This window comes from Rossellomorea sp. y25 (genome assembly GCF_038049935.1).
Lineage (GTDB): Bacteria > Bacillota > Bacilli > Bacillales > Bacillaceae_B > Rossellomorea.
The window spans coordinates 884,754-897,464 of the sequence record NZ_CP145886.1 but is presented as its reverse complement, the minus strand read 5'-3'; the positions used below and the strand labels follow the sequence as shown (position 1 = coordinate 897,464).

Genomic DNA, 12,711 nt, shown 5'->3' with positions numbered 1-12,711 from the left:
TGGATTGGTGGAGGAACAACCCTGCTTATGATGGTCCCGTCATTCTTTTCTATGATCAAGGTCATCGTGCAGGTAGCTGGCGGCCTTGTGATATTTCTAATACTCACGATACTTTCACTACATTTGTCCCCTCCCATGATCTCGAAGAAATATCTCCTTTCCCCATCACAGGGTATAGAGAAATCATTATCTAAATATGATTCAGACTGTATATTACATAATGTATTGGCACTCCTACAATCAACACCATTCATATTAAATCAGCTCCTTTTATTTTGTCATGAAATGTCTGTCTTCTTCCATGCGGTAAGGCGACATAAATTTCCTTCTTTTGGATTAATTTTAATCTTTTAACACTCTCTCATTGCAGCATAAACAGGATCTCTTTTCAGAGGTCACTGTTCCTTCGCAGACACCATTTGGCTCTCCTTCACACCTTATTGATACCTTTCTGATGTCTTCAACAGAAAGATTGAATGAAAGAGTGAAGATGACGGTCCTCTCTATTTTTGCTCCGTCATTGGCCTCAATAATGGCTGTCATCTTGCATTCGGGCGAGAAATTTTGAATCGTTACTCTCGTCGTACTGTTCCGATCGGACAAATTATCTAAAATGGTTCGCAGTTCCCCATCACACGGTTGATTAAATCTAGCAAAGGTGTTCATTGGTATTGTCATGCATCCTGGATCTGTTGAAGGGACCGTCTTCGTTTCACACCTTCTAAACCCACATTCTATACAATAACAAGAAAAACTATTAAAAAAGATTAATCCATCACACGTTTTCTCCGGGTTTCCCTCGCATCTGACGGAAATACTGACCACATCTTGATCATAAATGGAATACCCATTACTAGTCTCTGAAGGTTGAGGGGGCTGGACGACCTTAGTAAAGATAGAACCATCTCTTCTTTCTATTACTAAGGTCATCACACAATCCTCAGTCTCTGACCTATTCTGAATATCCACACTCACTTCATTATGAATAGTATCCGTTATACTCCTAAAGAACGTTCGAGAACTCCCGTCACAAGGAATAGAAAAATCAGTACCATCCGTTGTCTGTCTTATCGTACATACACTTGGTTTCCTACTTTTTGGCATACTTTCATCCCCTTTTTAGAGTGATAGTATACAGTATGAAATATAAGATAGAGTGTAACGTCTGATAACTAGTCTCATAGAGTTACAGGACGAAATCAGAAATGCCCCCGACCGCAGTACCATTCTGCGGTCGGGGGCATTTCCATCTCATTCATCCTTTTATCTTCGGCGCGCGGGCACCGTCCTGTTCTACTTCTCTCCAATATAATTAGCGAAGCGTGGGGACGGTTCTCATTCTTCCTTTGAAGTCAAGTAGAAGCAGCAGAATCATCCCCATACTTTCCTATAAGTACTTCTTCAACCTTTCCTTCACCTCATCACTCACAAAAGCAGCTTCCACACTGTTCATATAAATCTCCCCATAATCCTCCTCACTCATGGCAAATTCACCCCAGACTAACTCACATTCCTTCGTCATCGTGGTATTCGATACGGTTCTGTTGTCAGTATTGATGGTAATCTTAATTCCGGCTCTGTGAAAATCGTAGAGAGGGTGATCACGGAACGTTTTAACCGCTTTCGTCTGAACATTGCTTGTCGGACAGATTTCAAGCACAATTCCCTTATCCTTTACAACCTGATACGCTTCCGGACAGTCTGTAATATACACACCATGCCCGATTCGTTCTGCCCCGAGCCATTCAACGGCCTCGAGCACATTTCTTCCAACGCCCGTTTCACCGGCGTGGATCGTGACTCTGTATCCATATTCCCTCGCCAGGGTGATGGGTTCAATGAACTTCCCGCAGAACCCTTCTTCTTCGGACGCACATAAATCGATCGCGACGACTCCTTTTCCAAGGAAGCCCTTCCCCTTTTCAACGACCTCAAAGGCACGTTCCGGAGACATCGTTCTCATACAACACAAAATGATATTTCCTTTAATATCAAACTGTTCTTCTGCTTCTTTCATGCCTTCAATGACACTTCCAATGATCTCTTCTACCGATAATCCCTGTTGTGTATGAAGCAGCGGGGCGAACCGGACCTCCATATATTTCACGTTTTCCTCCGCTGCATCTTCATAAAGCTCAAAGGTGATTCTCTTTAAATTTTCTTTTGACTGCATCACGGCATTAGGGATCGAGAATTTCTCTAAGTATTCATCCAATGATTCGCAGTCTAATGGGGCAATGAGCTCTTCTTTCATCTCTTCCCTTTCAAAGGAAGGGAGATCTATGCCATCTCTCTTGGCCATTTCAATAATAGTCTCAGGTCTGACACTCCCATCCAGATGGCAGTGCAGTTCAATTTTAGGCATTGTAGAATGATTCATTGTTGTTCCTCCTCCATTTTTTCAAAAAAAATCCTGATTACGAAGAAAATACTCATAATAGTATCTTCTTCGTAATCAGGATTTATTGGTTCCTGGTAGAGACCTCCAAACCATATTATTGGAGTTATACGAATGTAAGAATATTAATTTTTTAAAGGATAATAAAATTTTTATAAATTGTCAAGGAGTTAAATACATCTTCTCACAACCAAATATAACCTCAGGAAACGGCTGTGATCCTCTTATTCTGAAGATGCGCCCATCAGGAAATCACTTTTATTATGGAGCAATACTCTTTTCGCTATTAAATTCACTACTTATGTCTCAATCCATTCTTTGTCCAACAATTTCTTCCAAAAAATCTTTTTCCTCTATTCTGTCACAGAATCATTCACTCATCCGTTATATCAGTAAATAAACCAAAAGGATGATGATGATGGGAAAATATGATGTGGTTATTGTAGGTGGAGGAATCGCTGGATTAACGGCTGCTATCCATACAGCAAAAGCAGGAAAACGAACCCTTGTATTCGAACAGCAAAAGCGATTTGGGGGCAGAGCCATCACCAACAAAAAACAGGGGGTCTATTTTAATTTGGGCGGTCATGCACTATATAAAGGGGAGGCGTATGAAGCATTCCGGGAACTCGGATTACGACTTGAGGGGAGCACACCTTCTATCGATGCTTACGGGATGTGGAAAGAACAAGTAGTGCCCTTACCAACGAACATATCCTCCTTCTTTCAAACACCGCTCCTAAGTTGGGCAGGAAAGCTCGAATTCGCGAAGTGGTTCATTAAATTAGGTAAAATGGACACAAGCGTTTGGAACGAGATCAGTATACGCGATTGGATAGAAACTCAATTGCATGATCCCATGCTGCGGAACGTGTTCTATGCACTGCTCCGAACATCCACTTATGTCCTTGCACCTGAATTACACACTGCAGGGCCTGCCTTAAAGCAACTGCAGCGTTCACTTAATGGGGTTCGGTATCTCGATAAAGGATGGGGGACACTTGTAGAAGAACTGCGTAAACTTGCTGTCCAACTGGGAGTGGAATTGGTCAGTGATCGTAAGGTGGGGATAATCGAACATCAAGATCAAAACGTACACTCGATTTTATGTCAAGATGGTACTAGAATAGAAGTATCCAATGTCATACTAACCACTCCACCGTCTATTTCTCACAAGCTGGTTCCTCATGCAGATCAAACTGCCCTTCACACGTGGAACGATCAATCGATTCCTGTTACGGTTGCCTGTCTGGATGTTGGTTTACGCCAGCTGCCTAAGCCAAGGAACCAATTCACTTATGGATTGGATCGATCCATTTTCCTCTCGAACCATTCACGGGAGGGTAAACCAAGGCCTGCTATCTTGAGTGATGATGGGACACAGCTGATATCGCTTTTTAAATATCAGGGGGCACAAACAGATGCTGCGAAGGATGAGGCTGAGTTGGAGCACGTGTTAGATGTGGTTCAACCCGGCTGGCGGAATGAATTAGTAATAAGACAGTTCCTGCCGAAAATGACGGTTGTCCACGATTTTCCTCATATGAATAGAACGGAAGATCCCGGACCTGCTGTTCCTGAAATTGAGGGACTATATGTTGCTGGGGACTGGGCATCACATGGGGAGCTTCTCGTTGATGCATCGGTAGCCAGCGCTAAACGAGCTGTTTCACATCTACTAAACACCAGAGAGGAAATCAAAAGATGAGTATGGAAGGACTTTATCAAACCTATCAACCTTTGCTTTTTTCATTAGCCTACCGTATGTTAGGCAGCGTGATGGATTCAGAGGATATTGTCCAGGAAGCGTTTATAACCTTTAATCAGCTTCCCAACCGCGATCAAATCGAAAACAAAAAAGCGTATCTATGTAAGATCGTCACCAATCGTTGTCTGGATTTAATACGGTCATCCGCCAAGAAACGTGAGGTATACGTTGGACCGTGGCTCCCCGAGCCGTTGCTTGAAGTTGAGAATTCAACTAACGATCCTTCCCAAGCCTTTCTTCAACAAGAGTCCCTCTCTACCGCCTATCTACTATTATTACAACAACTAAATGCCATAGAACGAGCCGTCTTTTTGCTTAGAGAAGTTTTTCAATACTCGTATGATGATATCGCTGAAATCCTAGGAAAAAGCAATGCAAACTGCCGGCAGATTTTTCACCGTGCGAAGAAAAGCATGGGATACGCTCCTAAGAAACAACCTTCCATTTCAATGGCCGAATCTACCATAAAAGAGTTTGTACAGTCCATATTAAATGGAAACGTAAATCAATTATTGGAACTTGTCAGTGAAGATGTCGCAATGTACTCGGATGGCGGCGGCAAAGTAAAAGCTGCACAAGTCCCAATTCTGGGTGCTTTCAGAGTGGTTCAATTGCTCCAAAACCTAATGAAAATGTATGCAGGTAAGTTCACCATCAACTATACATCTGTCAACCGTCTACCAGGACTGATCTTAACAATTGATGACCAATTACAATATGTGTACTCCTTTGCCTTCAGCGGCAATCAAATCCAGACGATTTACACGGTTGCTAATCCCGATAAACTACGACATTTGCAATAGGAGACTCCATCAGATCACTTGATCGCAGTTCTCATTGTTTCCATCAGATACAAAGAGACAGCTGGCCCTTCCCTCTAAGCCAGCTGTTTTCTTTTTTATTGATTGATCATTCAGTTCGTACGTTTGTTCCCACAGTTTAAGAAACACCGTGACGGTTCTCGCGCTTCCTTTTCGGTCAGGGTGAACCAGCAGAACCCTCCCCATGCTTCCCGCTTACTTTTGTTCCATGACGGCAAAGTAGTTTTCTTCATCATCGGCAAAGTTAAATACCCTGCCGGCAGGCATATTGACAATTTCGCCCACTTTGATCTCCTTGTTGGATAAATCGGTATATAATTCATCAAATTGATCGGTGAAGAACATTAAAGAAGGGGTACCAAGATTTATTCCAGGTGACATTTTTGCCACGAATTCCTTATTGTGCAGAATGATGCTTGTTTCGGCCTCCTTTGTTGGCGCCACTTCAATCCATCTCATTCCTTGACCATTATCTTCCTCAGCCTTTACGCTAAATCCTACTTTTTCTGTCCAAAAACGTACTGCCTCATCTTGGTTATCAACGTACACCATAATTTGACCGACCTTATTAATCATTGATTGCTCCACTCCTTTAGAATACATTCACTCTGTATTTTTCACTTATTTAGCAACTGAAGAGCTTCTTCCAAGCGATCCCAGGTTTCTGTGATGCCTTGTATCATTCCCATGTCCATAACGGTCTTAAGGGCGTCTTCTGAAGAGTAAACAGAACGGCTGATCAGCTTCGTCTTGCTGCCCATATCGATGAATTCAAGCGTAACTTCCGTTGATGGCATGTCTTCATTCGTATGGCCTTCCGCATCCGAGAAAGCATCGACGTAGACGATCTTTTCCGGTTCGATGATTTCTTGGTAAACACCTTTCCCCCAAGATTCCATCCCGTAGAATTGACCCTGGCTTTGATCCACGCACTTCATGCAGTAGTGCCAGACACCGCCTGGACGGAAATCCACGTGGCATACAGGTAACTCCCAGCCTCTTGGTCCCCACCAATTTTTTAGATGATCAGGTTCTTTAAACATACTGAACACCAGGTCACGCGGTGCATCGAACACCCTCTCCAGTACAAGCACCCGGTTTTCCTCCACTCTGGAAAACATTTGATTGCTGTTGGACATTTCGTTTCCTCCTCCATTTCAAATGAACGTACATATGTGAAGACGTGTTGCCCTTAAACCTCAATAGCCCTATAAAAAAGGAACCGATAGTAGTATTCTTCAGAGAATCCTTAACTCCTTCTGCCTTTCTAACTATGTTTCCATTCTTCTCTAGACATGGCCCTATGAACATGACTGACCCACTTTCGGTTAATCTTCATCCACTCCCTTTCGTTTTACTTCTTGCAGGTACTCATCCAAACGATTAAATCGCTCGTTCCATAGGTGTTGATAAGAATCCACCCACGTATCCAACTCTTTAAAAGGCTCAGGCCTTAGCTTGTAGTAACGTCGATTGGCAATTGGCTGGACTTCGACGAGACCTGACTGATTCAATACTCTGAGATGCTTAGAAACTTGCGGCTGGTTCATTCGTAGTTTGTCAGTGATTTCCCCCACTGTAAGGGGTCCATCACGCAGAAGTTCAACTATAAGCAGGCGATTTGGCTCGGCGAGAGCATGTAATATGGTTTTCATATCCCTAATATACTCCGAAAGGAATATTCCTATCAAGGAATATTTAGAAAAATTTTGAAAGGAGCCGCAGGGATAGGTACGTTGGCTCTTATTCAATAGTGGGACAAGGTACCTGTCCCCGTGTCCCTAGAATTATACGAATGTGAGAATCGTATTCGTTTTTTTATTACGATAATAAAATGATTATTCCTTGTCATGGGAAAGCACGGGGACGGTCCTCATGCTCCTTTTCAAGTCAGCCCGCAGCGACAGAACCGTCCTCAAGACCCGCAAACCTCACCACAAACCGGCAACCGTCCTCATAACTCCCATCCAACTCAATGGTCCCACCACTTTGCTCGATGATTTTCTTCGCAATGGAAAGTCCCAGTCCCGTTCCCCCTGTCTCGCCATTCCGGGATTCGTCCATCCTCACAAACGGCTCGAAGATCCTTTCGTGGTAGTCGGCGGGGATCCCTATCCCTTTGTCTTCGATCGTCATCACGGCCTGGTTCTCCTGCTGCTTGAGTGAAATGGACAGATAGCCATCACTGTACGCCATCCCATTATGGAGAATGTTCGTAATCGCACGCTCAAGCTTGGATCGATCGAACCTTACCCTCAGGGGATCCTCGGTAATATCCAGGTGATACTCCATCCCTTTTTCTTCGAACTCTACTACAAAAGAAGACAGCATGGTACGGAGCCATTCGGCCATATCCTTTTCCTTAAGGGAAACCGAATCACACTCTATTTCCAAATGGGACAAGTCGAACAGGTCATGGATGAGCCGATTTGCTCTCTTGCTGTTGGACACGATGATATCGGTATATCTCTTCTGATCAGAACGACTCATATTCGTCAGGCTGGTCAACGTTTCAGCGTATCCCTGTATATTGGTAAGTGGGGTTTTCAGATCATGGGAGATATCCAGGATGAGCTGTTTTCTCAGGCTTTCGGACCTTTCCTTTAAGGCGATTTCCGTGCCAATCGTCTGTGCCATTAGGTTGATGTTATTCTTCAACTGGTTCAATTCCTGATTCGCCTCGAACTCGATTTTTTCTCCATAGTTTCCTGCTGAAATCGAATCGATCCCCTTCAGAAGCTTTTGGATCGGCTGAATGAGCTGGACGGATGTTCTTTTCACGTACCAGTACAGGATGACGATCAAGCACACGATGAAGAAGAAGATGGTGAAGAAGAACACATCATCCAATTGGAAATAGTCATCTGCGGGGAAATAGAGCAATAGATACTCTTCACCGTTTTCAGGTATGTATAAATCCGTATCGTACGTATCGGTGTTCTTCAGAAATTCATTCAATCCATAGGTAAACCCGATCTTGTGAGGACTATTGAATTGATCGGTCACTTTATAATCGGTACTGACGATTTCAAGGTACGCATGATCCGGCAGCTCATTCTTCTTGAATGCCGCTTTCATCCCAGATTTCTTCGCATCTTCATACGTCCCTTTAAGGAATTCCTGATCCAAATCCTCATACACGGTCTCGACATATACAAAGTTTGCCACCAGGGTGAACGTCCCCACTCCGAGTAGAATGATGAACAATAAAGCATAGTTGATAAAAAACTGCTTGGTGATGGAAATGGATTTTTTAAGGAGGATCGGATTAGTCTTCATGATTCTCCATCCGATAACCGAGCCCTTTCACCGTCGTGATGTACGTCGGGGATTTAGGATCTGCTTCGATTTGTTCTCTGATCCGACTGATATGGACCATGATCGTATTGCTGTCACCGATGTAGTCCGTGTTCCATACAAGCTCATACAGCTGGGCCTTCGAATACAGCCGGTTCACATTCTTCATGAAGATGGATAAGAGCATTGTCTCCTTCGGGGTCAACAGAAGCCGCTCCCCATCCTTGGTCACCGTTTGATTGATAGGATCATATTCGAGCGATCCGTTGCGAATGACCCCTTCTTCCTCCACCACACTATAATCCGTATACCGCCGGATCTGCGCGTTCACCCTTGATACAAGCTCAACCATGCTGAAGGGCTTCACGACATAATCATCTGCCCCCAGCCCAAATCCCAGAACTTTGTCTGCATCATCCGCCCTCGCTGTCAGCAGCATGATCGGAGCCTTGCACCACTTCCGAACTTCCTTGATCACCTGAAACCCGCCCAATTTCGGCATCATCAGGTCCAGGATCAGAAGGCTCGGCCGCTTCTCCCTGCATTTCCGGATCACTGCTTCTCCATCATACGCCTGCTCCACCTGATACCCCTCATTCCGCAAATGAAGGCTGATCAATCGGTTAATATCCACATCATCTTCCGCTATATAAATTAACTCTGCCATACCGTTACTCCCAGTCTTGTAAAATCAAATTTCCATCCTATTTTATCATGAAAGTTACAAGGGTTTTTGAGATTTATGGTTAATTTAAGGTTGCTTTAAGGTTGGAGTTAAGGAAGTTGTGTACAATAAATTAGTTAATGGTCCTTCAAATATATGACCGGCCATTTTAAAAAAAGTAGTTTGGTGGGTAATGAACATGACAAACAAATTAAATGAGTTCATCATAAAAGGACACTTTGTAGAGGCAAAAGAAATGATGAATGAACTTTCCTATTCAGAACTTGATGAAGAACTGATGGAAAACGCCTTCAAGGATTCAAGTATAACGAATTACGCATTCATCATGAGTTTACTAGTCGAAGAGGAAAACGTTGAGTTACATGAAATGGCGTTTAGATTGATGGCGATTCCACTAAGTTACCTGGACGGTGCTTATTACGCTGCCCTTTATCATGCAAGGCGATGTGTGGAATTAACAGACCGACAAGATATCAGGTATTTATCCAATCTGTTATTCTTGCATCATATCCCCGATAAAGTAGTCAGTGAAGAGGAAGCGTATGATACGGCGAGAAGGATGCTTGAATTAGATCCTGATAATAGACTGGCGAAAGAAATTATTACGAAGCGTTAAGATAAGATGAAAATCTATCAAATATCAAACCAGGCACGACCTTGCGGGTAAGAAATATGAATAAACCAATGTTCTATATCAGTCAGGAGGTATGGAAATGAGTTTAAGAAAACGATTAGTCTACGGTATTTCTTTCTTTGTGATATCGTTAACTATCATACTTATAAATGTTAAACCAAGCCCTTTTCAAATGGGCCTGATGACCATTACAAGTCTGTCCACCATATTTATCATAAATTATAAAAGAGGAGACACGTAATAAAAGTAAGCCTTGCTTTAAGTTGTAATACGTGGGTGGATAATAAACAGAGGCCTACATAGTTCGTAGAATCACGGGAAGGGTTTTCGTTCGCTTTCACGAAAACAAAGCAGCAAAACCAGCCAGAACAAACTTGGCCGGTTTTAATGATGCTTAAAATGGTTTTAAAAAATCGTGAATCCACGAAATATCTGTAGAGTATTCCTTATTTACACCTACCCAATGTTGAAGGAATTTTTCTGTGTCCTCTTTCCATTCAGGATATGCTTCTTTAAAGGCATCAATGAATGTTGAAGTCCCTGCAAGGATTGCGTGATCTTCATGAGAGACTTGCAAGCCCCATTCTCCATGTGGCGAATAGAGGGAATTCTCGACCACAAGAGGAATGGCTTGATAGTCTTCGTAGGCAATGGTATTCTCGGCGCCCCAGTGGTGCGGTGCCAGCTCCGAGAAAAAGTCCTGTGAAAGATTAAAAGAATCTCCTTCCGACTCCGACACGTAAAAGTTCCCATGTCCAACCTGTTCCATGGTTTTCATCAGAGCATGGAACTGATTTTCCTGAAGATAATATCCGTTAGTTGGGAAGATCAGCACCCTTTCGTTGAGGGTTTCTTGAAATGGATCTCCAAATGGATCCGATTTCTTAAATACTCTATGGAATGCTTCCTTTAACCGGGAAATGTCCTCTGCTTTTTGAAATCTCTCCACTTTTTTCCCTCTTTCCCTAAAGAAACTTTATTTTTCTAACGCCTTTTATTCCGTTTATATCGATGGTAGGAGGCCCTGATTTAGAAGATTTCCTATATGTAAAGGTGACCCCGTTCTTGTCTTTTCCGACAAATACTCCAGGTGAAACTTCCCTATGACTGGAGACTTGGGCACTGAAGAAATCCCAGGCATCGGACGCCGTGCCGTACATTTTTTTGATGTCATTTTGATCTGCTTTTGGAAGTGATTTTAGATCGTCTGCACTCCATTTTTTCTTCAGGCTTTGTTTCAAAGCATTCTTTACGGCTGTTTTTCCAAACTTTTTAATAGCATACTTGATACCGAGTCGTAATACAACACCGACGATAATGGGAATAACCGAAGCTTGTAGAGTAGTAGAGTTGATCTCGTACTCTTCGCCTGTTTCGGTATCAATCAGGGTAGCGATCAGGATCTCATCGTCTACTTCGTGGAAGACAACATGATAGGACTCATGGTATTCCTTCCCTGATTCATCCACAATGTTGCCTGTGATCACGGCATCCTGGCTCTCAAGGTCCATGGTCAGTTCAGTATCCACTTTAAGATCTTCTTCATCCACTTTCATATCTAAGACAAGTTTCTCGTCACTGTCTTCTTTAAGCTCTACTTTCACCTGTTCTGAGAGGTCGACATCATGTTCCTCACTAAGTGACCTTTCAGCTTGTTCTAAATCGATTCCTTGTGGTGGAGCGTTATCCTCTGTTGCGGCCAAACTGCCTTGTGGGAGGATGGAGAACAACAATGTGATAATCAAACTTTTTACTAGTAGTTTTTTCAATGAGCGCACCTCTTTATTTTATTCTAACCAAACCATGTCCATAGTCTTGGTCAGGTCCTGCTTCGCCTAAATCGATCGCTTCTGTTTGCAGCATTTTGTAAATGTCCTTGGTTCCCTTCATACGGGATTCACGCTCCAGTATGCGGGCAGTATATCCAGATATTTGGGCTGCGGCGAAGGAGGTACCGCTGAAAGGTTCGAAGTCCCCTTCCTTATTAATTGAAAGAACCTCTGTCCCAGTTGCGGCAAAATCCACTTTTCCCCTTGCCGCCAATGTAGATCGGACGAGGTTGGGGTTTACGGATGTGATGGACCATACCCCCTCATACCGTGCCGGATAGTCAGCCTCCTGCCCCAGTGTATTCCCTGCTGCCGCTATGATGATAATCCCGGAAGAAAGCGCCTTATCAACGGCTTTCTTAAGAGAAGGGTCATCCACTTGAAAACCGGAACTGATATTGATGATGTCTACTTTCTCTTCGATGCACCAGTGGATGCCTCTCACCAAATCGGATACCTTCCCGTTGCCTTTCTTATCTAAAACCTTCACATCATATATAGACACCCGTTGAGCGAGTCCGCTCATTTCGCCTCCCGTATCCTCAGCCGCTATGATGCCAGCAATGGGCGTCCCGTGACCATAATGATCTTCAATCGGCTGATCCGGCTGGATGGCATTATATGATTGATGGATCTTTCCTTTCAATGCCGGATGGTCTTTATTTATTCCGCTGTCCAGTACAGCGACCTTGATCGGCTGCTTCTCATTCATCAAGTACAACAGCGCGATCCCGAACAACATTGCGATGATACCTATTACACGATAAGTCTCTTTATGTTTCATTTAGTTTGACGTTACCTTTCTATTGGTCAAGGCAGATAAATCATGTTGAATCTGCCGTATCAATCGATCGACTCTAATTAATATGAAGAATTCTTCTCTATGTATTATAGTGGGAAACATTTACAAGAAACTTAACGGAAGCTTAACGCAACCTTAAGTTTTCCAACGTACAAAAAAACGCCTGATCCCAATCGGGAAAAGGCGTAATTTTCAAGGTCAAATCAAAGTGAACCGGGGAGGGCTCCCATCGATCATCCGGATTGATGTTTGAATAGAAGTCCATCGGTCCTCTTTTTATCATTTTCAACGGAAAAGGACATTCGTTTAGCTAGATTCGTTCCTTGAGTGATAAAGAGGACCGGAATTGGAGTGAAATTCCTTATAGGGAATCCCTTCTGCTGTGGAATTGATCCAAATCGGGACAAAATCGATCCTCCGTGTCGAATTTTCTTTATTATGGTAGCCGGGGTATATATCGATCATTCAGTCTGAAAG

14 protein-coding genes and 1 riboswitch are annotated in these 12,711 nt (G+C 43.2%); of the genes, 3 read left to right on the top strand and 11 right to left on the bottom strand.

Annotated elements, in window-relative coordinates; all coding sequences use genetic code 11:
* Positions 1-342: 342 nt before the first annotated feature.
* Together AAEM60_RS04425 and add are read right to left on the bottom strand one after the other, a co-directional pair.
* Positions 343-1,104 (bottom strand): hypothetical protein, encoded by a 762-nt coding sequence (locus tag AAEM60_RS04425; protein WP_341357517.1) that lies wholly within the window; start codon positions 1,102-1,104, stop codon positions 343-345.
* A 283-nt stretch (positions 1,105-1,387) separates the two neighbouring features.
* Positions 1,388-2,380, bottom strand: coding sequence for an adenosine deaminase (gene add / locus AAEM60_RS04420; protein WP_341357516.1), 993 nt, complete (start codon positions 2,378-2,380; stop codon positions 1,388-1,390).
* A gap of 52 nt (positions 2,381-2,432) precedes the next feature.
* Positions 2,433-2,532: riboswitch (purine riboswitch) on the bottom strand.
* 284 nt (positions 2,533-2,816) lie between these two features.
* Here add and AAEM60_RS04415 point away from each other — a divergent pair.
* Both AAEM60_RS04415 and AAEM60_RS04410 read left to right on the top strand, forming a co-directional pair.
* Complete coding sequence (locus tag AAEM60_RS04415; protein ID WP_341357515.1) at positions 2,817-4,106, top strand: FAD-dependent oxidoreductase; 1,290 nt, start codon at positions 2,817-2,819, stop codon at positions 4,104-4,106.
* Positions 4,103-4,969: an RNA polymerase sigma-70 factor gene (locus AAEM60_RS04410; RefSeq protein ID WP_299742258.1), complete on the top strand. Its 867-nt coding sequence runs from the start codon at positions 4,103-4,105 to the stop codon at positions 4,967-4,969. The genes AAEM60_RS04415 and AAEM60_RS04410 overlap by 4 nt, the downstream gene beginning before the upstream one ends.
* A gap of 9 nt (positions 4,970-4,978) precedes the next feature.
* Here AAEM60_RS04410 and AAEM60_RS04405 read toward each other — a convergent pair whose 3' ends face one another.
* The 6 genes from AAEM60_RS04405 to AAEM60_RS04380 all read right to left on the bottom strand — a co-directional run bounded on the left by AAEM60_RS04405 (position 4,979) and on the right by AAEM60_RS04380 (position 8,951).
* The gene (locus AAEM60_RS04405; RefSeq protein ID WP_341357514.1) at positions 4,979-5,173 is read right to left on the bottom strand and encodes a hypothetical protein; all 195 of its coding nucleotides are present in this window, start codon (positions 5,171-5,173) and stop codon (positions 4,979-4,981) included.
* Positions 5,174-5,182: 9 nt separating this feature from the next.
* On the bottom strand, positions 5,183-5,563 hold the full coding sequence (locus AAEM60_RS04400; protein ID WP_341357513.1) for a VOC family protein: 381 nt from the start codon (positions 5,561-5,563) through the stop codon (positions 5,183-5,185).
* Between the two features lie 41 nt (positions 5,564-5,604).
* Positions 5,605-6,126, bottom strand: coding sequence for an SRPBCC domain-containing protein (locus tag AAEM60_RS04395; protein ID WP_299742249.1), 522 nt, complete (start codon positions 6,124-6,126; stop codon positions 5,605-5,607).
* 189 nt (positions 6,127-6,315) lie between these two features.
* The gene (locus AAEM60_RS04390; RefSeq protein WP_299742246.1) at positions 6,316-6,642 is read right to left on the bottom strand and encodes a metalloregulator ArsR/SmtB family transcription factor; all 327 of its coding nucleotides are present in this window, start codon (positions 6,640-6,642) and stop codon (positions 6,316-6,318) included.
* A 235-nt stretch (positions 6,643-6,877) separates the two neighbouring features.
* A complete protein-coding gene (locus tag AAEM60_RS04385) occupies positions 6,878-8,266 on the bottom strand; it encodes a HAMP domain-containing sensor histidine kinase (RefSeq protein ID WP_341357512.1) in 1,389 nt (462 codons plus the stop codon).
* On the bottom strand, positions 8,256-8,951 hold the full coding sequence (locus AAEM60_RS04380) for a response regulator transcription factor (protein ID WP_299742240.1): 696 nt from the start codon (positions 8,949-8,951) through the stop codon (positions 8,256-8,258). The genes AAEM60_RS04385 and AAEM60_RS04380 overlap by 11 nt, the downstream gene beginning before the upstream one ends.
* Positions 8,952-9,147: 196 nt before the next feature.
* Between AAEM60_RS04380 and AAEM60_RS04375 the strand changes: the two genes are divergently transcribed.
* Positions 9,148-9,585, top strand: coding sequence for a hypothetical protein (locus AAEM60_RS04375; protein WP_299742237.1), 438 nt, complete (start codon positions 9,148-9,150; stop codon positions 9,583-9,585).
* A gap of 412 nt (positions 9,586-9,997) precedes the next feature.
* Here AAEM60_RS04375 and AAEM60_RS04370 read toward each other — a convergent pair whose 3' ends face one another.
* From AAEM60_RS04370 to AAEM60_RS04360, 3 genes are read right to left on the bottom strand one after another with little or no spacing between them, the layout of a single operon-like run.
* Entirely contained in the window at positions 9,998-10,552 is a 555-nt protein-coding gene (locus AAEM60_RS04370) for a hypothetical protein (protein WP_341357511.1), read from the bottom strand.
* Positions 10,553-10,568: 16 nt separating this feature from the next.
* Positions 10,569-11,372 (bottom strand): SAR2788 family putative toxin, encoded by an 804-nt coding sequence (locus AAEM60_RS04365; RefSeq protein ID WP_341357510.1) that lies wholly within the window; start codon positions 11,370-11,372, stop codon positions 10,569-10,571.
* 13 nt (positions 11,373-11,385) lie between these two features.
* Complete coding sequence (locus tag AAEM60_RS04360; protein ID WP_341357509.1) at positions 11,386-12,216, bottom strand: S8 family serine peptidase; 831 nt, start codon at positions 12,214-12,216, stop codon at positions 11,386-11,388.
* Positions 12,217-12,711: the final 495 nt, after the last annotated feature.

Bases quoted from the DNA above. Each gene is read 5' to 3' on its own strand.
- AAEM60_RS04425 (WP_341357517.1), bottom strand. From the start codon at position 1,104: ATGCCAAAAAGTAGGAAACCAAGTGTATGTACGATAAGACAGACAACG.
- add (WP_341357516.1), bottom strand. From the start codon at position 2,380: ATGAATCATTCTACAATGCCTAAAATTGAACTGCACTGCCATCTGGAT.
- AAEM60_RS04415 (WP_341357515.1), top strand. From the start codon at position 2,817: ATGGGAAAATATGATGTGGTTATTGTAGGTGGAGGAATCGCTGGATTA.
- AAEM60_RS04410 (WP_299742258.1), top strand. From the start codon at position 4,103: ATGAGTATGGAAGGACTTTATCAAACCTATCAACCTTTGCTTTTTTCA.
- AAEM60_RS04405 (WP_341357514.1), bottom strand. From the start codon at position 5,173: ATGGGGAGGGTTCTGCTGGTTCACCCTGACCGAAAAGGAAGCGCGAGA.
- AAEM60_RS04400 (WP_341357513.1), bottom strand. From the start codon at position 5,563: ATGATTAATAAGGTCGGTCAAATTATGGTGTACGTTGATAACCAAGAT.
- AAEM60_RS04395 (WP_299742249.1), bottom strand. From the start codon at position 6,126: ATGTCCAACAGCAATCAAATGTTTTCCAGAGTGGAGGAAAACCGGGTG.
- AAEM60_RS04390 (WP_299742246.1), bottom strand. From the start codon at position 6,642: ATGAAAACCATATTACATGCTCTCGCCGAGCCAAATCGCCTGCTTATA.
- AAEM60_RS04385 (WP_341357512.1), bottom strand. From the start codon at position 8,266: ATGAAGACTAATCCGATCCTCCTTAAAAAATCCATTTCCATCACCAAG.
- AAEM60_RS04380 (WP_299742240.1), bottom strand. From the start codon at position 8,951: ATGGCAGAGTTAATTTATATAGCGGAAGATGATGTGGATATTAACCGA.
- AAEM60_RS04375 (WP_299742237.1), top strand. From the start codon at position 9,148: ATGACAAACAAATTAAATGAGTTCATCATAAAAGGACACTTTGTAGAG.
- AAEM60_RS04360 (WP_341357509.1), bottom strand. From the start codon at position 12,216: ATGAAACATAAAGAGACTTATCGTGTAATAGGTATCATCGCAATGTTG.